The sequence below is a fragment of the Sphingobium sp. JS3065 genome (assembly GCF_026427355.1).
Lineage (GTDB): Bacteria > Pseudomonadota > Alphaproteobacteria > Sphingomonadales > Sphingomonadaceae > Sphingobium.
The window spans coordinates 132,938-151,361 of sequence record NZ_CP102665.1 but is presented as its reverse complement, the minus strand read 5'-3'; the positions used below and the strand labels follow the sequence as shown (position 1 = coordinate 151,361).

The following is an 18,424-nucleotide window of genomic DNA, read 5'->3' as shown; positions in this document are numbered from 1 at the left end:
ATGCGCGTCACAACAAGGATCAGGCCTGCACATGCGATATCGTTCTATCGGGAAAGACCCTCTTAAACTGTCGGAGATCGCCTTCGGCACCGGCGACAACGCCGGAACGATGGTCCACGGCAGTTCGCGGGACCAGATCGCACTGGTCGAGTTCGCCCTCGAAAACGGCATCAATTTGTTCGACACTTCAGCCGCTTACGGCAAGGGAGCGGCCGAGGTTAACATCGGCCGTGTCTTGGCCGACCTGGGCGCGAAGGATGCCCATGTCACCACCAAGGCATTCATTCCTCCCCATGATTTCGCCCGCATCGGCGAAAAGGTAACAGAAAGCCTGGAAGACAGCCTGTTTCGGCTGCGCCGCGACCATGTCGACATCCTGCTTCTGCACAATCCCATTCGTCATGCCATCAACCCGGAAAATCCGCTGATCAGGGCGATCACCCCGGCGGAAGTCATCCATGAAGCGTTGCCCGCCCTCTTGAAGGCGAAAGAGGCTGGCAAATGCCGCATGCTGGGACTGGCGTGCGACGAATCCGAAGCGGATCAGGTGATTCAGGTGCTGGATACCGGCGCATTTTCAATGATCAACCTCACCTACAACCTCGCCAATCCATCGGCAGCCCGCCCCTTTGCCGGCGTGCCGGCCGCGATAGATTTCAGCGGCCTGTTCGAAGCAGCGGAACGGCATGACGCCTGGATTTCGGTGGTCCGCCCGCTGGCAGGCGGCGCCCTCGTCGGGCCGGTGCTGGAACATGGACTGGAAGGGATCCACGACCTTTCGCGTGGTTACTTCCGCATGATGCCGCAGGTTCACGAGCCCATGATCCGGCTTGCCAGACGCTATGATTTTCTCAATCGATTGCCGGAACAGCCGATCGCCCAGGCGGCGTATCAATATATCCTGCAACAGCCGCGCGTCGCCACCGTCATCGGCGGCTTTTCGGAAGTGGCCCATATGAAGGACGCGCTTGCCGCCGTGGAGGCAGGCCCACTTTCTCCATCGGACAATGAAAGAATCGAACGAACTCATGAAGCGGGGTATTGATCGTGGCGCTACCCATTGACGACCTGCCTCATCCAGTACCCGACATTGCGAAGCTGCGATGGAAGGAAAACTGGCTTTTTGTCGTCATGGCGCCCGAACAGGGATGCTATGCGCTGTGCCATGTCAACACCGAGGCGGCCTTCGATCGCGCGCGCTTCACCTTCAACATGGTGCTGGACGGGAAAAGGTACAAATATTCGAACGAGCGCCCTTTTGAGGGCATTTCCGCCTTCGACCGTAGTTTGACCGACGGCGTCGTGCGCATCGACTTTGTCGAGCCGGGCCACCGCTTCCGGCTGACCGTCAAGACGGAGGAGATCGACACGGAGTTCGAATTTTCCGCAACCCATCCGACATTCGATTTCGCCGCGTGCCGCGCGAGCGCACCCCATCAGGTGACCTTCCGCGAACAGATGACATTGGGAACGAACCTCCCGCACGACCACCATCAGCAAGCTCTGACGGTCGAGGGCAGGCTGCGGGTTGCCGATGGCGCGAGCGAACGCCGGATTCAGGGGCTTGGCTATCGCGATCACAGCTACTGCATGCGCGCAGACAGCCTCATCGCGAAACACAGCTGGTGCGGCCTGTTGTTCGACGACATGGTGATCGGCGTGAAGACTAGCCAGATGCTCAGCCGACAGGGCGTGGAAGCACGGGAAGGCTATGTCGATGATGCGCGGGGCGCGCGTGTGCTCACGGAGATTGCCGTGGACGTAATGCGTGCGGCCGACGCCTTTTCCACTGTACGCTTCACGCTGGAAAGCGTGGCAGGGGACAGCTATCTGATCGAAGCGGACCTCGGGAAAAGCATCGCCGTCATGCCGTTCACATCGGAAAAGCGGGAAAGCGGGCCGGTGTACGAGATCATGGAGCATCTTTGCCCCATCACGGACTTGCGCACAGGGCGCACCGGCCTTGGCCACATCGAACTTGGCCTCAATTCAATACTGGCATCCTGAAGGAGGCCGACCAGAATCAGGGAAGGACCAGCTGCGCCTTGCAATAGGGATTGTCTGCCAACATTCGTTCAAACAGACCGGGCAATTCATCCAGCGATACCTCCTGGTCGATCAGGTCCAGCGGGCGGATATCGCCGCCCGCGAAATGATCTGCCGTGTCGGCGAAATCCTGCAGTCCATATGCAGCGCAAAATGCAAGGCTCACTTCCTTCGTCAGGCAAGACGCCGGATCTATGCTTGCCTCGCCGGCCGCCATGCCGGCCACAATGACGGTCGAAAGCCCGGGAGCGATGCGGCAGGCATGTTCCAACATGCCGGGGGCGCCACTGCATTCGAATATCATCCTTGAACCGGCATCGTCCGCACCCGCTTCTCCGGCGATGAACCGGCTGGCGCCCATTTTCATGGCGATGGCGCTACGGCGGTCGCTGCGCGCCACCAACCAGACGTCGACGCCCATGTTGCTCAGCCAGTAGCAGCTCGCCAGCCCGATCGGCCCCGCGCCAAAAATTATGGCCCTGTCGCCTGCGCCAAGACCACTTCGGCGTGCCGCGCGCAATCCGCAGGCGAATGGCTCGATCATTGCCCCTTGAGCGAACGACAAGGTAGGGTCGAGTTTCACGCAGGATCGGGCATCGGCAATAGCATATTCACCAAACCCTCCCCATTGGGAGCGCTTTTCGGGACAATGCAGGAACAGCCCCCGCGCGCACCAGTCGCAACGACCGCACCCGGTAAACGGCATGAAACTGACCTTGTCGCCGTCGGCCAGATGATCGACGCCTTCGCCCAGGGCCACGACTATTCCGGACAATTCGTGCCCCAGCACGACACCGGGCGGCAGGCGACCGGCGGTACGAGTCCATTGCAGGTCCGAACTGCAAATGCCGCACCGCTTGACGGCCATCACTATCTGCCCCTGCCCCGGCGCGGGTCGATCGCGCTGTTCGATCCTCAACGTGAGCGAGGAAGGATCAAACGCCGCGACGCGATTGCCGGGGACCATGGCGTTCATGCATCAATCGCGGGCGAGCGCGGCGGCAAGAGCGCCCTGCAACCGGCTGAACGTATTGTAGCCGACGGCAGCAAGACGCAGGTCGCTATCCTCCCCGGATTCGAACATCGCGCGCGCATCCGCCGCATAGAGCGAGAAATCGACCAGCCGCCAGACCGTAAAGAACTTGTCGCGCAGGGGCGTCGTCGGCTCACCGCCATGATCGGTGTAGATTTGCATGAACTCTTCCCACGGGATGACTTGCGAAGCGGCGGCCCTGCATTTCATGAGGTCCTCGGCCGCGTCGCCGACATGGGCCAACTCCCAGTCCAGCAGCCCGGTCATGCGGTCGCCATCGTAGAGCACATTGTGGAATCCCGCATCGCCATGGACCAGCGCCCGCCGCTGCGAAACGCAGTCCAGGTTGGCCAGCAGCCATTGGTGCGCGACTTCCAGCAACAATTCGTCAGGGGTATTGGCACGATGCTTGGCGTAGGATTGGCGCACCATCTCCGCGACGGGTGCCTCGCTGTCACCGAATTTGAGCTGCTGGTCGAGGCCCGTCGCAGCGACGTCGATCCGGTGCATGCGTGCCAACTGTCCTGCATAGTCGCGAATGACGCCGGGTCCGGCCATGATGTCGAACATTGTGCCGGCCGGTCCCCCTGCTATCCGTTCGAAGACGATGAACTGTCCGTTCAATATCCCTGCATCTTCCTCCAGCCAGAGTGGTTCGGGAACCTTGATCCCGGCGTCAAACGCCGCCCGGATCACGGGAAATTCATCCTTCACCATGCTGCCCATGAAATTTTTCGAGAAATCCTTGCGAATGACGAAGGAATGCGTTTCCTGACCGATCCGTGCGTCCAGCAAAATGGTTCCCTTTGAACGTCCGCCCGGAATGGGTTTGACCGTCATGGCTCGGCAGTCCTCCCGGCCGAACCGACGCCTCAGATAATCGCTCATCTGATCGGCGCTGACCGCCAGCTCCTCGGCCGAACCGGCCTTGTGGCCCAGTCTGGAGGCCATTTCGGCAATGGCGGATTCGCGAGCGACACGGCTTGCATTTTCGGCCTTCGCGATTGCGCCGGTCAGCCTGAGGACCAGCGACCGATCGATGGCCTGGCTGTTCTCCGCCAAGGTCCGGGCCAGCCTGACGCGACCCTTTTCGATCGCGGTTTCGTCCGAAGGAGCGAGTTGCGCCAAAGCGTCCAAGGCTTCGCCAAGCGCTTGTGGCGCCTGTGCCCCAACCATCCCGCCGGGCAGCTTTGCGATTTCCGCAACAAACTCCTTGCCAAATCCCCCCGCTGCATCGGCAGCCAGCCGCAACAGCATGGTTTCGGCCAGTTCCACCCGGTGCCGGGGGTAGTTTTCCGTAACGACAGGGACCACATCATTGTGGACAGCAGCAGCCACCGAAAGCATATATCGTTCAAATTGCATTACAAATCCTGTGCTATTCAAATCCGAAGCGCGGGTGGCTTCCCACGACGATGCAGGGGGCGTAGGCGTAACCCGGCCTGCCGCCCAGCATGGCGCGGGCAAACTGCTCGCGGTGGACCGGCCTGCCCACGGACCCATCGGCAAAAGCTACATTCTCGACATGGCCGACATCATAGACGTCCTGCTCGATCAACAGGGATTCGCTGCGGAACACACCATGGCCACGGCCGTCGGCGAAACCTCCATTATATCCGCCGCCCTTATACACAAACGGCCGCCCCAGCGTGTCGACTTCAAGCTCGATGGCGCTGCCGTCCGCCAGCCCCATCGTGACCTCCATGAAATCTATGATGCGCGTCCCTTCGTGGAAGCGGATCCGCGGCGTCAGGGTGGCGATCTCAACATGGCGGCCGTCAGGATAGACGATCTCGCCATCCGTATAGAGGCGCAGCCCATCGCCATTGTCGATGAACTGGAAATGACCGCCGATCTCGCCGTTCCAGAAACCGGCATAACATACCAACGTCCCCGCGCCGCCGCGAGAGGCCGAAGGCAGGCCGGAGGCCGACGCCGTCCCGGTGAACGGTTCGAACCCGCCCACATTGGGTCTTACGCCCCAGCTATGGTCCCTCCATGAAAACCAGTCTTCCGCCGGATGCCGAGCGCCATTCAAGTCCACCCAGCCGGATGATTTGCCAAGCTGGTGAAAACGCAGATAGTCGTTTGTGATACGGCCATCGAGGCGGGCAAGATGCGGCTTTTCCAACCGCGCCGGCAGCACCGCCGAAAAGTCGAGTTCGCAGGCGATGGGCAAATCCCCATGCTCCAGCGTCAGACGAACCGACTCGAAAGGGCGCAACGTATCAAGGTGCAAGGGTCCGATCCGCAATCCATAGGGATCGGCTATGGGATGCAGCGCCCTGGAGAAGCGGACATTATATTGGCGGTCCTGATATTGCACGAAAACAAAGCCGTCGATAACGTTCATGTTCTTGTAAACGCCCATCCCAGCGACGATCGCAAGATCGCCATCGGGATGGATGCATCCGAACACGAAGCGATCGAAAAAGCGATGGTCGCTGGTTTGTGCATGCGCCATCGGCAGCGCGCACTGATGCAACAGGCTTTCGTCCAGCGGAGTCAACATGACGGATGCCTCCGATCAATGGGCGGTCATGCCGCCGTCAATCGTGATTTCCGCGCCGGAACAATAGCTGGACAGGTTCGACAGCAGAAATGCGATCAACGAACTCACTTCCTCAGGCTGGCAAATCCGGTTCAACGGAACAGCACCGGTAAGGGAATCGACAACAGACTTGTCCATCCCCTGCAACATCGGGGTCATGACCGCGCCGGGATGAATGGAATTAACCCGGATGCCATATTCGCCAAGTTCGGTGGCGCCGACCTTTGTCAGCCCCCGCACGGCAAATTTGGAGGACGAATAGGCTACGGTCTGCACCCGGCCGACCAACCCGGCAATCGACGAGATATTGACGATCGACCCGCCACCGGCGCGACGCATGGCGGGGATTACCGCCTTCATGCCCAGAAACGTGCCGACCTGGTTCACCTCAACAACCTTCCTGTAGTCGTCGACCGAGAAGTTTTCGAACGGCGCGCGGATCACGATGCCGGCATTGTTGACCAGACCATCCAGCTTTCCGAAGCGAGATTCGGCCAGCGCCACGACCTTCACCCAGTCTTCCTCGCTGGAAACGTCAGCCCTGACGAATTCCGCACTCGCACCCAGCTCCGCAGCGAGCGCCGGACCGTCTTCATCCAGCAAATCGGTGAACACGACCTTGCCGCCTTCCGACACGATCCGGCGCACATGTTCGCTTCCCATCCCACGAGCACCGCCGGAAATGAGAACAACCTTGTCTTCCAGTATGCCCATCGCGCGATTCGTCCTTTTCGCTTGCTGCCAGATGACATCTTGACCCCCATCGCGCTGCGCGGCTTGCTTCAGATGGAATGCGTCATGTGAAACGGTCGCGGATCGCCCATCTTCTCCCGTAGCGAGACCGGCTGGCTGCCGTCTGGCTCGCGAATGTCGTGAAGAGTCGCATATTCGGCGACAATGACCTGTTGACCGGCATAGCTCATCAATTCGGGATCGCGGGCAAGGGTCGTCACGACGTGGCCAGTCAACGCAGGCGACTCATATGTTCTGAGACGCTCCTCCCCCTCCGGCGTTCCGCTCCAGCGTTGCAGAACCATTTCCGTCTTGACGAACCCGGGCCAGACCGAAAGTGCTGCGATGCCAAGCGGTTTCAGTTCCAGCGCCATATCCGCCATCATCTTGTCCAGCCCTGCTTTTTGCGCGCCATAGGCGGGACCATGAAAATAGGTGACGGCGCCAAAGAAGGAAACGCTCGCGATCAGGGCCTGCGGCCTGTCCAGCATAAGGGGCACGGCCATTGCACTAGCCACATAGGCCGAACGAAGGCCGACATTGAACATATCCGCCAGTTCCAGCGATCGTTCCCAGAAACCGCCCTGTGCGACCAGCGCCCGTGGCAGGCAGGTCGCGTTGTTGACCAGAAGGTCCAGCCCCTCTTGCTCCGCCTCGATCCGGTCGAAGAGCGCGCGCACCTGGGCGTCGTCACCATGATCGCATACGACCGGAATGCCTTCGCCGCCCTCGTTCGTCACCGCGTCCGCAGCCGACTGGAGCGGGGTAGATGCAACATCCTCCGATCCCGCGCGCCCGGTAAGGTACACGGTGTAACCGGCCCCGCCCAGCGCAATGGCAATTCCTTTGCCGATCCCGCGGCTTGCGCCGGTGACGACAGCAACTTTTGGTGAAACCATGACTATTCGGATTCCTCTTCGACGCTGCGCAAATCTTGCTTTTTACTGAAGTATCGCAACTTTCTGTCCCGATCTGGAAGCCGCACATGGCCCTTCCTCGATCTCCATCAGACATGTTGACAGAATGCGAAACCACCATATCCTCCCGGCAAATATAAAAGATCGAGGAGTAGGGAATGGGCGTGAATGTCTTGGCGCGGGTGCCTGATCCATCACTGGATCCTGAAGCATCGATGCGTTGGCAGAATGGCTTGTGCGATGCCGTTTCCGGCATTCAACAGCGCTCGCTGTGCCACGATATGGGTGGGGAATTCCTGTCTTTTGAACTGGGCGGCGCTGAACTCTACTATCTCCATTCGCAAGCGCAGGAGATCATCCGGCCGACGCCTTGCAGCAAAAGATTTGCACCGATGGTGGTCATCAACCTCAACGGCGTGCTCACACTCTCACAAAATGATCGCACGGTTGAACTACACGAGGGAGAGTTCGCCTTTTTCGATGCAGCCAATCGGCTGACGATGACATATCCGGACGAATTCAGGCAGTTGTTCTTACGCATGCCGAATTCCAACTTCATCCGATCCGACTTTTACAAGATCATCTTGTTCAAGGCGAATGTCGACGAGAATTTCAATGACATATTCTTCAAGATGATCCAGCAGATCTGGGACAATGCCGCTTCGATCCGACCGGACGAATATGGCACCTTGTTGAATTCCCTGTTGACGCTTTCGCACATGACTTCGCCGTTCCGCGAAGCCAGAGGCGTCACCGAACCATGTGTGCGCATGCGACGCGCAATGGCCTTTATCGAAAACAATCTTGCAGAAAGCTGGCTGACAGCGGAACGCGTAGCCGAGGCACAAAATGTCAGTCGCCGCTATCTGGATGAGCGCTTCGGATTGCTTGGTACGCGAATCGAAAAATGGATCTGGGAGCGGCGTCTTGCACGCGCCCATGAAGATCTCGTACTTGCGGGCCGTGACGCGCGCAATTGCAAGAGCATCATTCAGATTGCGCTGGACAGCGGCTTCAGCAGCCCCAGCCACTTTTCCCGCGCGTTCAAGGCCCGGTTCGGGATGCCGCCAAGGGAATTGAAGATACAGATCGAGCGGGAAAGCTTCGGAAAGCTCACCCACTAACCTGGAGCATGCTGCGTTAAATCGGACGCAAGACGCGCGCTCCAGTTCTTTGTTGTCGGATCGTTTTTGTGCAAAACCGGCACACACTTTTGCCCACGATGCTCTGACTTCGACGCCCGACAACATCGCAAATCCGCCGATCGATGCGAGCAACACCCATGTGCGCGTGCTTTGCCCGTATTGATCGTCTGGCAGCACGATTCCTTTGTTGCCAGTCACCGTGACGGTCTGCATCATTCCGGCCGGCACGATGGTGCTACGCCATGACAGGCCCCTCCTTTTTTTGCGAGCGGCATGGCGACGGGGCGGACGGGCGCAACCTTGCATGTTTCCCAGATGGAGTTTCGGAACGCCATGGACAGCAGAACTTCACATCCCGGGCTGGCTGTCGAACATGTCGCCGCGCCTGAATTGCGCTTAAACGACCTGCCGACCGCCGTGGAGGAAGTGGATGCCGCATGGCTGACCAGAATTCTCGGCATGCGCCATCCCGGGGTCGTCGTGTCATCGGTCACGATACCTAGGATCAATTGGGGCACGGCGACCAAGCTGTCGCTGGCACTCGAATATTCGGCCTTGCCGCCCGGGCTGCCCCTCCCACGCCATATGCTTCTCAAGGGGGGCTTCGACGCCGCCATGCGCAAGCGGGTATGGGCCGCCTATCGCGCTGAAGCCCTGTTCTATGGGCAACTCGGCCGAGACATGCCCATCGCGCTCCCCCGCACCTATTTCGAGGGAATCGACAGCACGAGCCATCAGGCGCTGATACTGATGGAGGACCTGGAAGCTTCGCAATGCAGTTTTGGCGATGCGTCGCGGCCGATCAACCTCGACCAGGCGAGTGCGGCGCTGACCTTGCTGGCGGCGCTGCACGCACGCTGGTGGGATGACGAGCGGCAGTTATCTAAATTCGACTGGAAGGATTCCCTGAGGGTCGTCCTGAAGCGCTGGCTCCTTGACGATCACTGGTCTGCCCAGTTCGCAAGAAACAAGCACACAAGGCCCGGCGGCATCCTCGCGGACCGGGAAAAGGTGACCGAATCCCTTGAACAGCTTTGGCGGCTCCAGGGATCGGGCAGATGCATCGTGCATGGCGATCTTCATCTGGGGAACATCTATTTCACTCAGGACGGCGCGCCCCGGTTCCTGGACTGGCAGGTCGTCCATACCGGTCATTGGGCGCATGACGTAGCCTATTTCCTTGTCGGAGCGCTCACTGTCGAAGACCGGCGCAGCGCGGAACGCGACCTGCTGCAACATTATCTGGTCGAACTGAGCCGACACGGCGTTGCGGCTCCCGACCGGGACGATGCCTGGCTCGCCTATCGCCGCGACATCATCCATGGATATGTGTCCTGGTTCCTGACGCCGTCGGACATGCAGCCGGCCGAAACGCTAGCCGCTTTCGCGGAACGATATCACGCCGCCATGGTCGATCATGACACCATGCGCCTGCTCGGCCATCGCTGACACCCTGTCACGGCGGCGCATGTCAGAAGGTCCATCTCAAGCATGGGTTTACCGATGGGGTGAGTATCACGGAAAAAAGCGGTGATGGCAGAGACGGAATATGGATACACTTCTCAGCAACGACGATCTGGCGCTTGAACAGCATTGCGCGAAGGTGCTTGAACAGGAATGGCCGATCAGCGAAGCGATCAGGACGCTGGGCCCAGACGGCAGCGGCCATGACGATCGCCTTCACAGGATGCTGGCCTCCGCCGGCTGGATCGGATTTTCGTCACCCGCTGAATTTGGCGGCGGCGGAATGGGGCTTGTCGAACTGGGGCTGGTCTACCGGGCTGCGGGCTATCGCCTACTTCCGGCAAGCTTTTATGCGTCTGTCCACGCAGCCCTTCTGATCGACTGCCTCGCCACCCGCGAACAGGCCAGCGCGTTGTTGCCGCCCCTGCTCGATGGCAGCAGCCTGGCCTGCGTCGCCAGTGCCGAGCCACATGCCTCTGACACGCCCGCCCTATGGCATACGGCGGCGCGCCGGACGTCGACCGGATGGTCCCTGTCGGGGCACAAATATTTTGTTCCCTTCGCAGGGATCAGTCAGACCGTCCTGATTGTCTGCGCGATCCGCGATGCATGGGAAAATCCCGGCTGGGGCGTATTCGCCGTCCCGCAGGACAAGTTGCAGCCGCGCCTCCAGTCCACCTTCGGCGGAGAGAAATTCTACGAACTGTCACTGAAGGATGTCGAACTGGGCGAGGATGCGCTGCTGGGCGGGCAGGACGCAATCGCTATCACCCTTTCCGCATTTGCCGACATCCAGGAATCGGCCGCCTGTCTTCAGATCATGGAAATGATCGGCGGTATCCAGGCAGTGCTCGACCGCACGACGGAATATGTCAAGGAGCGTATCGTGTTCGGGAAGCCCGTCGGCGCCAATCAGGCGCCCCAGCATATGCTGGCGAACATCTTCATCACCCTCGCCGGAGCGCGGGTAGCCGCCCTGCGGGCGCTGTCGATGAAGGCGAAGGGACAGGATGTCAGCCGTGCGCTCCCCTTGGCCAAGCTGGCCGTCGGAAAGCTCTACACCGATGCCACCATCTCCGCCCATCAGCTATGGGGATCGATGGGTTATGCACGCGAAACCGGCCTGTATCTCTGGTCGGAACGCGCCAAGGTGACGGACGCCACTTTCGGTTCCCGGCACTATCACCGCCAGGCCCTGCTGAAGCAATTGGCATTTTGAGGCGAGACAGCGATGGACTTTTCCCTGAACGAGAAGGAACAGCGGCTGCGCGCCGATGTTCGACGCTTCCTGACCGAACGCCTCCCCGAACGGCTGTGCCGTCTGCTTCACGAAGGTGAATCGATCGGCGAGGAAGTCTGGGATGACGACGTGCTCTCCTTCGATGCCGCCATGGTCGAGCGAGGATGGCAAATACCCGACCTGCCTGCCGAATATGGCGGCAAACAGATGCCGGCCATCGACAAGATGCTGCTGATCAGCGAAATCGACTATGCGAACGCACCGCGCTTCATGCGAGCCACCGTGACGTCGCTGGTCCCTGCGCTTGCCAAGCTTGGCACGAAGGCCAACAAGGATCGATGGCTGGACGACGTTGTCAATGGACGTGTGATACTGTCCATCGGCTATTCCGAACCCGAAGCGGGAACCGATCTTGCAAACCTGCGCACGCGGGCCCAGCGGGACGGCGACGGCTGGGTGATCAACGGCATGAAATGCTGGAATAGCCGAGGACACATCGCCACCCATGTCTGGCTTCTAGCGCGTACCGGCGAAGCCGGAGGCCGACACAAAGGCCTTTCCGTGTTCATCGTGCCGCTGGATGCCCCGGGCGTCGCAATTCAGCGCGTTGACAGCTGGGGCGACCATGTCTTCAACGACGTGTTCTTCGCAGACGTTCGCGTGCCTGGCGAATGCCTGATCGGCGAAGAAGGGCAGGGATGGTCGATCGTGATGAACGCGGTCATGGGTGAACGCAGCTTTCTGGGACTGGCGCCGTCCCTGCGGCTCATTCTGGACGAGCTGGTGGAATATTGCCGGGACACGGCGCATGAGGGCGAGAAGCTTTCGAACCGATCCGACGTTCGCGAGGCGCTGGTCGATTTCCTCGTCGACCTGGAACTGGCGGAAATGATGGGCTGGGACATCGCCTGCCGCAAGGATGCGGGAGAGAATATCGATGCTCAGGCACTGGGGCTCAAGATCCACACTTCCGAGCTGCGGACACGGATCGCCGATTTCGGTATGCAGTTGCTTGGCCTTCCCGGATTACTGCGCCATGAAGAAAGCGGCGCGCCGATGCGCGGTGGGACAGAAATCCTGTACCGCAGAGCGCCGATCAACCGGATCGGTGTGGGCGCCAACGAAGTGATGCGGGATATCGTGGCGCAGACAGGACTTGGCTTGCCACGCGTTCGTTAAGGGAGGAATTATGGGGAAAGCCTGTCATGGCCTCATCGCCGTCACGGCGCTGGCGCTCATCACCATGTGTGCGCTGGGCTTCGCCACGGGCGACATCGTAAAGGAAACCTTGTCGCTTTTATCGATGCCCTGGGGACGGTTCGTCCTTGCGGACGTCGTGGCGAGCTTCCTCCTATTGTCCGTCCTCGTGCAACTTGTGGAACGCCGATTATGGCTTAGCGTGAGCCTGTTCTTCATTGCTGCGCTCGTCCTGGGGAGCATGACCTATTGCTTGTGGATGCTGCTCCGGTTTCGCGTCATTCTTGCGTCGGTCACCCCGGCAACATCAAGGCAATGAAGACCATCATGGAAGGCCCTACCCATATTCAGATTTCATCCGACCAGATCGATCAACTCCGACTGGACCATCTTTCTGCCCTGCTGGATCGGAACCCGCCGGAACAGGGCGAAGCGTTACCGGCCCTTTGGCACTGGCTGTTCTGCATCTCCCCTATCCGCAGAAGCAAGCTCGGCCCGGATGGCCATGAACAATTGGGCACCTTCATTCCGCGTCTCCCCGCGCAAAATCGCATGTGGGCGGGCGGCGATATCCAATTCCTGCAACCCATCATGGTCGGTGACAGGATCATCCGGCACTCCCGTGTCACGAAAGTAGATTCTAAACAGGGATCCATCGGAACATTATGGTTTGTGACAATCAGACATGATTACCACAGAGAAGGTGAATCCATTCTCATTGAGGATCAGGATCTGGTTTACACGGATATTACACTGCATGACCGCCAGCCAATTGATCCACCGCCGGGAGACATTGTTCTGACTGAGAGGTTCGATGACGTTGCGTTACAGCGATATTCGGCGCTGACACTGAACAGTCATCGCATCCACTTCGACAGAGATTATTGCCGCAATGTCATGAAAGACGAGCGCCTGATCGTTCATGCGCCGTTACTTGCGACAAGCCTTGCCGGGGAGATCGAGAACGAGCGACCCATTTCTCGCTTCCGCTACAGAATGGTAGCGCCAACACGAGAGGGCGAAACTGTCTGCTTCGGCTTCGACAGCGATGCCGGTAGCGCTTTCGTAATGGGCAAGATAGGCGACTTGCGGCTGCGAGCGAAATTCGAATTCGCAGGGCATTCTCACTAATCGACAGGCCCGACCGGGATCTTCCGTTCGCGAGACCGAGGCGGCCGAACGACGAAAGAATCCCGCGAGACATCCTGTCCATGCATCAATCCTCACCAATATGAACCGCCAGCCAGATGGTGGGAACGGCGGTGTAGGTCGCCAGATGCGCCACGCCGAAGGGGATGAGAAGATGGTCTCCTGCTTCCAGCGATACCTCGCCCCGCCCTTCCAGCAACGGGCTCGCAGCGCCTGCCAATGTCATCACCCATTTCATCCCACTAGGCTCGTTTTCATTTAGGTTGAAGCGTATCCGGAGTTTCTGAGATAGTTGGCGCATTCGTGCGGTGGGAAGGCGTCGAGGAGGGTTCCGATACGCTGCCACGCCGCCTCGACGGATCGTTCGGCGGCTTTTCACAGGAGCAGCTTGAGCTTGGCGAAGACCTGCTCGATCGGATTGAGGTCGGGGGAGTAGGGCGGCAGGAACAGCAGTCGTGCGCCGGCTGGGGAAGGTCCTCCGCAATTTCGCGACGGAGTTTCCGACGGTCCAGCTTCGCCTGCATGTCGAGGCATTGGGCGCGATCACGGCCTTGGTGCTGGATCGGGGCGCGGCTATCGGGATCTCGGGGCCATTGGCAGCCGGCATCGAGGGCGTCGAGTGCATTGCCGCCGGTTCGGTCCCGATGGTGCCGGTCGCCGCACCCGACCATCCGCTTGGCCAGATAGAACGCATCCCTCCCGGCGCCGGACGCGAACATACCCAATAAGTGCTGACAGATCGCTCCCGCTTCACCGAGGGGCAGGATTATTCGGTGATGAGTCCCAAGACCTGGCGCCTCGCCGATTTAGGCGCCAAGCATGCGCTACTGCGCGAGGGAATTGGGTGGGGCAACATGCCACTGCCGATGATCGAGCCCGACCTTGTCGATGGCACCTTGGTCCGTCTCGTGATACCGGATCACATCGGCGGAACCTTCACTTCGCGGGTGTGTGGCGCAGAGATGCGCCGCGTCCGCATACGCCATCAAATGTTCCAGATCGGTGCCGAGCTCGGACACGATCGCCGCGCCGATACTCAACCGAACCTTTCACGCGGCGATACCGTTAGAATGAGCCAGGTCGTGCACCTGGCATATCCATCATGGCGGAAACGGTAGACCAATGCATGTCGTTGGAGCCTTCGCCGATGGTCAGGCCCATGGCGTCGCGCAAATAGCGTTCTATACCGGTCTCGATGCAATAGCCGCTACCGCCGTAAATCTGCATACAATCGCGCGCGACATCCACGGCCATTTCGGTGGCCAGGGGTTTGACCATATGGTTCAGCATCTTATCCACGCGTCCTTCGTCGAGTAGGCGCACCGCATTATAGAGCATATTGCGGACGGCTTCGATCTGCGCCTTCATCTTCGCGAACTTGACCTGAATGGCGCCCAGCGACAGGATCGGGCTACCCGCGTTCGTGCGTTCACGCGCATATTCGAGCGTCTTTTCGAAGACACCTTCCGCGATTCCCAGGGCCATGGCTGAAATGTCCAGCACGGTGTAAGCGGATTTCCCCGTGGGCCCGACCAGTTTACGGTCCTTGACCCAGTCGGGCACTTCCAGGCAGTGCGAAACAGGCACCCTGACATCCGTCAATGTTAGAGCGCCGAACGTCGTTCCAAGGCCCATCTTCCTGTCTTCGGCAACCGTAAAACCGACGGTCCCGCATTCTATAGGGAACGCCCACATGTTTCCCTGATACAGGCCGAAGACCACGATGAGATCGGCGTAGGGCGCGCCTGAGCAATAGCTTTTCGCACCGTTCAGAATGAAGTGATCCCCTTCCTTGACGGCAAGATCGCTCCATTCGCTGTAGTTTGCGGCACCGCGCGGATCAGTGCCCGATGCCGACATGGAAGCATCGCCGGACATCACCTTTTCGAACCATTTTTCCTTGGCTGGGGGCAGGCCGAGCAGCACGCTGGAAAAGGCGCCGTTGAGTACGAGATGGATGGCGAGCGCAGCGCTTTCCTTCGCAAGCTCTTCATAGACCAGGAGGACGGTCGTCTTGGCCGCAGCCATTCCTCCGTCGCTTTCAGGCATCGAAAGCCTGAAGAAGCCGAGATCGCCCATCTTCTTTCCCAGGTCGCGAATGACCTCATGACCATTGGGTCCATCGATCTCCAGCGCGCGCGGCTTTACCTCCTTTTCAGTAAAACGCCGAGCGACATCGCGGATTGCTTCCTGCTCTTCGGTCAAGAAATAAGACATTACGGACCTCTTGCTGCGTCCTGCATAAGCTGAAGGCTTTGCAACTATAAAATAGACGTGAACATTGCGCTGTTCGAACATCTGCACCCGCCGGACAGGCGCAGACTTATACAGGATCACGGACGGGTATTACGACCGAGGAAATTTACGCCATCTGCCAATAATTCGCCCGCTCAGTAAAAATGGCGGGCGGATCACTGTCATGATCCGCCCGCTATGCAACTTAACTACCGAATTTATAGCCCAGCGTAATGCCGTAAGTGCGCGGCGCCCCTACCGACGCGGCCGGACCGACGGGAGCCAGAAGGTTGGCCGCTTCATCATATCGCTCATCCAAGAGGTTTCTCACCCACAGAGATGCGGACAACTGACCATCCGTGGACTCCCAGCGCTCCGTCAGATTGACAAGGGTGCGCTTCTTGAGCGGAAATTGTTCAACGGTGTCGGCATAAGTCGTACCCCGGTAATTCACCGAAGCCGTCGATTGGAAAGTACCGATGCCCGTCTCCAGCGAGTAGGTGGCGCTTGCATTCAGACTGAAATGCGGCGCCTGCGGCGTCGAGAATCCGCTGGCATCCCCCACACCCGCCCGCATTTCCCCGCTGGGCAGCAATGTATAAAAGGGCGCGTTCGGGAAGTCGGTGAACTTGGGATCGAGAAATTCTGCCGAAACGGACAGATCGAGATTTTGCACCGGCCGTGCCTGTATATCAATATCAACGCCGCGAATCCTGGCTGCCGCTGCGTTTTTCGTCACCAGTCCCCCAAATTCGAAGAACTGCTGCTGCAGATTCGTATAGTCATATTGGAATGCCGACACGTTCACGCGCAGCTTCCGGTCGAACAACTGACTTTTAAAACCGACTTCATAGGCGTCGATGGTTTCGGGAAGGATAACCGGATTGGCAGTAGCAGAGAAACCGCCAAGAGCCAGGGTGTTGAACCAGCCCGAATTGAAACCGCGATTGAACGAAGCATATATCATCAGATCAGGCGAAAATTTATGATCGATCGACGCCCGGAAGGTCGGCTTCTTGAATGTCCTGGACTGCCCACCGGCGCTGAGCACGGCGCCATCCACGTCGTTGAAGCCGCTTTGCTTGCGCTTTTCGATGGTGTAGCGGGCGCCGAGAGTCAGCGTGGTGCCAGGAAGCACCTCCAGCGACGCCTGTCCATAGCCTGCATAGGCGTCGACCTTGTCGAACGCCGAGGAATTCAACGTCTCGCTGCCTGCCGGCACAAAGGGAAACACGAACGGCAGGCTTGGCCCGGAGAAGGTGAACGGGTTCACCTTCGGGCGTTCGCGGAAGTAGAAAAGTCCGGCGACCCACTTGAATGGCCCGGTCGACGGTGAGCTGATCTGGAATTCCTGCGTGAACGCTTCGTCTTCAGCATAACGATCGATATTCAGGGAACTGATCGGCGTTCCGTCATAATCGATCTTGAGGTAATTCTTGTTCTTCCGCCAGGAAGTGATGCTCAGCAGATTCAGATCGCCGATCGCCGAATTCACGGTGAGGCTGGCGCCGCCCTCCTTAGATGTGAAGTAGGGCTGGTAATCCGCGTTGATATGATAGTCATCCAGAAACTGCTTCGTTCCGGTGATGGCGTTGTACACATAGTCTTGACCGGCGATCGGGGTAATGACCGAGCCGGGATGTCCAAAACCATAGCTATAGTCCGCAGCCAACTTGATCGTCGTAACCTCTGAGACGTCAAGGACAAACTTGACGCGCCCGCCATATTTCTTGCTGCGGAAGATTTCGGACCCGTTGAAATCGTTCTTGCCCCAGCCATTCATCTGGTTGTCATAGAAACCGGAAACACCGACGCGCAAGTTCGAGGTCAAGCCCGTTGCGACATAGGCCTTTGCCGAGACCGTCTCATAGTTCCCATAGCCCAGTTCGATATCGGCCGACGGGGTCGATGTCGGATCTTTCGTCGTGATCTGGATCACGCCGCCGGTAGCGTTACGACCGAAGAGCGTGCCTTGCGGCCCCTTCGCGATCTCCATGGACGCAATGTCGTTGAACCCTTGCGCACCGATGTTGAACGGCATGTAGACGCCATCGACGAACGTCAACACGGCTGGCGAGGCAGCCGCATTATTATTGCCGACGCCGCGCAGATAAAGCGGAGTACGCGGGCCGTTGGGCGCAATCGTCAGGCCTGAGACCAGGCTCGGCAAGTCATCCGACGACAAGGTACGCGAAGCGGACAGCCCCTCTGCGGTAAACGCGGCCACGGCGATCGGAACCGTCTGCGCGGATTCGGACCGACGCTGCGCCGTGACGATGATATCTTCAAGACCACCGCCTTGTGCAGTCGCGGCCCCACCAGCGCCTGGCGTATCAGCCTGTTGCGCCAGCGCAGTTCCCGGCAGCAGCGCCGTCAATGCAACGCCCGATGCCAGCAGACCCAGATATTTGATAGCTATCATGACAAACCTCACCCCTTCAAACTTATGCTGATTTCTCTTATGAAAACCTGTTCGAGTATATGGACTCATGGTGATTGCGTGTCAAGTGCGGCATCGGAAGCTCACGCTCGAATAGTTTCGGCGGGTCGAGACTCCTGAAACGAGCATGCCCCAGGGGCTGAATATCCCATTCTCTGGACGTAAGTCCGATCGAACCGTCGTCGGAAGCCGCCCCATTGAGAGGAAGCCTTAATAGGCCCGCTATCTGCTGCCCTCTGCCGTTGACCAAGAGGAATTTCTTACCTGTGGCTGAC

The 18,424-nt window shown here is 59.1% G+C and carries 16 protein-coding genes and 2 pseudogenes; 9 read left to right on the top strand and 9 right to left on the bottom strand.

Features of this window, described 5'->3' with window-relative positions:
* The first annotated feature begins 31 nt into the window (after nucleotides 1–31).
* On the top strand, nucleotides 32–1,045 hold the full coding sequence (locus NUH86_RS18175) for an aldo/keto reductase (RefSeq protein ID WP_267252726.1): 1,014 nt from the start codon (nucleotides 32–34) through the stop codon (nucleotides 1,043–1,045).
* Nucleotides 1,042–2,007: a hypothetical protein gene (locus tag NUH86_RS18170; protein WP_267252725.1), complete on the top strand. Its 966-nt coding sequence runs from the start codon at nucleotides 1,042–1,044 to the stop codon at nucleotides 2,005–2,007. The genes NUH86_RS18175 and NUH86_RS18170 overlap by 4 nt, the downstream gene beginning before the upstream one ends.
* A gap of 16 nt (nucleotides 2,008–2,023) precedes the next feature.
* Here NUH86_RS18170 and NUH86_RS18165 read toward each other — a convergent pair whose 3' ends face one another.
* The 5 genes from NUH86_RS18165 to NUH86_RS18145 form a co-directional block, all read right to left on the bottom strand.
* Nucleotides 2,024–3,022: a zinc-dependent alcohol dehydrogenase gene (locus NUH86_RS18165; RefSeq protein WP_267252724.1), complete on the bottom strand. Its 999-nt coding sequence runs from the start codon at nucleotides 3,020–3,022 to the stop codon at nucleotides 2,024–2,026.
* A gap of 3 nt (nucleotides 3,023–3,025) precedes the next feature.
* On the bottom strand, nucleotides 3,026–4,444 hold the full coding sequence (locus tag NUH86_RS18160; RefSeq protein WP_267252723.1) for a phosphotransferase family protein: 1,419 nt from the start codon (nucleotides 4,442–4,444) through the stop codon (nucleotides 3,026–3,028).
* A 13-nt stretch (nucleotides 4,445–4,457) separates the two neighbouring features.
* A complete protein-coding gene (locus NUH86_RS18155; RefSeq protein WP_267252722.1) occupies nucleotides 4,458–5,591 on the bottom strand; it encodes a hypothetical protein in 1,134 nt (377 codons plus the stop codon).
* Between the two features lie 15 nt (nucleotides 5,592–5,606).
* The gene (locus tag NUH86_RS18150) at nucleotides 5,607–6,344 is read right to left on the bottom strand and encodes a glucose 1-dehydrogenase (protein ID WP_267252721.1); all 738 of its coding nucleotides are present in this window, start codon (nucleotides 6,342–6,344) and stop codon (nucleotides 5,607–5,609) included.
* 68 nt (nucleotides 6,345–6,412) lie between these two features.
* Nucleotides 6,413–7,261, bottom strand: coding sequence for an SDR family NAD(P)-dependent oxidoreductase (locus NUH86_RS18145; RefSeq protein ID WP_267252720.1), 849 nt, complete (start codon nucleotides 7,259–7,261; stop codon nucleotides 6,413–6,415).
* Nucleotides 7,262–7,437: 176 nt separating this feature from the next.
* Here NUH86_RS18145 and NUH86_RS18140 point away from each other — a divergent pair, with 176 nt between their 5' ends.
* The 6 genes from NUH86_RS18140 to NUH86_RS18115 all read left to right on the top strand — a co-directional run bounded on the left by NUH86_RS18140 (nucleotide 7,438) and on the right by NUH86_RS18115 (nucleotide 13,456).
* The gene (locus tag NUH86_RS18140) at nucleotides 7,438–8,403 is read left to right on the top strand and encodes a helix-turn-helix domain-containing protein (RefSeq protein ID WP_267252719.1); all 966 of its coding nucleotides are present in this window, start codon (nucleotides 7,438–7,440) and stop codon (nucleotides 8,401–8,403) included.
* Between the two features lie 354 nt (nucleotides 8,404–8,757).
* Entirely contained in the window at nucleotides 8,758–9,873 is a 1,116-nt protein-coding gene (locus NUH86_RS18135; protein ID WP_267252718.1) for an oxidoreductase family protein, read from the top strand.
* A 100-nt stretch (nucleotides 9,874–9,973) separates the two neighbouring features.
* Complete coding sequence (locus NUH86_RS18130) at nucleotides 9,974–11,107, top strand: acyl-CoA dehydrogenase family protein (protein ID WP_267252717.1); 1,134 nt, start codon at nucleotides 9,974–9,976, stop codon at nucleotides 11,105–11,107.
* A gap of 12 nt (nucleotides 11,108–11,119) precedes the next feature.
* Nucleotides 11,120–12,307: an acyl-CoA dehydrogenase family protein gene (locus NUH86_RS18125; protein ID WP_267252716.1), complete on the top strand. Its 1,188-nt coding sequence runs from the start codon at nucleotides 11,120–11,122 to the stop codon at nucleotides 12,305–12,307.
* 10 nt (nucleotides 12,308–12,317) lie between these two features.
* The gene (locus NUH86_RS18120) at nucleotides 12,318–12,644 is read left to right on the top strand and encodes a hypothetical protein (protein ID WP_267252715.1); all 327 of its coding nucleotides are present in this window, start codon (nucleotides 12,318–12,320) and stop codon (nucleotides 12,642–12,644) included.
* Entirely contained in the window at nucleotides 12,641–13,456 is an 816-nt protein-coding gene (locus NUH86_RS18115) for an FAS1-like dehydratase domain-containing protein (protein ID WP_267252714.1), read from the top strand. Before NUH86_RS18120 ends, NUH86_RS18115 begins: the two co-directional genes overlap by 4 nt.
* An 85-nt stretch (nucleotides 13,457–13,541) precedes the next feature.
* On the opposite strand, the gene NUH86_RS18110 is transcribed toward NUH86_RS18115, so the two are convergent.
* Nucleotides 13,542–13,700 carry a hypothetical protein gene (locus NUH86_RS18110; RefSeq protein WP_267252713.1) on the bottom strand — a complete coding sequence of 53 codons (159 nt, stop codon included), beginning with the start codon at nucleotides 13,698–13,700 and terminating at the stop codon, nucleotides 13,542–13,544.
* A gap of 32 nt (nucleotides 13,701–13,732) precedes the next feature.
* Nucleotides 13,733–13,936 (bottom strand): annotated as a pseudogene (locus NUH86_RS18105) (transposase); the annotation flags it as partial.
* On the opposite strand from NUH86_RS18105, the pseudogene NUH86_RS18100 reads away from it, so the two are divergent.
* Nucleotides 13,936–14,543, top strand: a pseudogene (locus tag NUH86_RS18100) (substrate-binding domain-containing protein); the annotation flags it as partial. The pseudogenes NUH86_RS18105 and NUH86_RS18100 sit on opposite strands and share 1 nt — an antisense overlap.
* On the opposite strand, the gene NUH86_RS18095 reads toward NUH86_RS18100, so the two are convergent.
* Both NUH86_RS18095 and NUH86_RS18090 read right to left on the bottom strand, forming a co-directional pair.
* On the bottom strand, nucleotides 14,540–15,691 hold the full coding sequence (locus NUH86_RS18095; protein WP_267252712.1) for an acyl-CoA dehydrogenase family protein: 1,152 nt from the start codon (nucleotides 15,689–15,691) through the stop codon (nucleotides 14,540–14,542). The pseudogene NUH86_RS18100 and the gene NUH86_RS18095 sit on opposite strands and share 4 nt — an antisense overlap.
* A gap of 223 nt (nucleotides 15,692–15,914) precedes the next feature.
* Nucleotides 15,915–18,131: a TonB-dependent receptor gene (locus tag NUH86_RS18090; RefSeq protein ID WP_267252711.1), complete on the bottom strand. Its 2,217-nt coding sequence runs from the start codon at nucleotides 18,129–18,131 to the stop codon at nucleotides 15,915–15,917.
* Nucleotides 18,132–18,424: the final 293 nt, after the last annotated feature.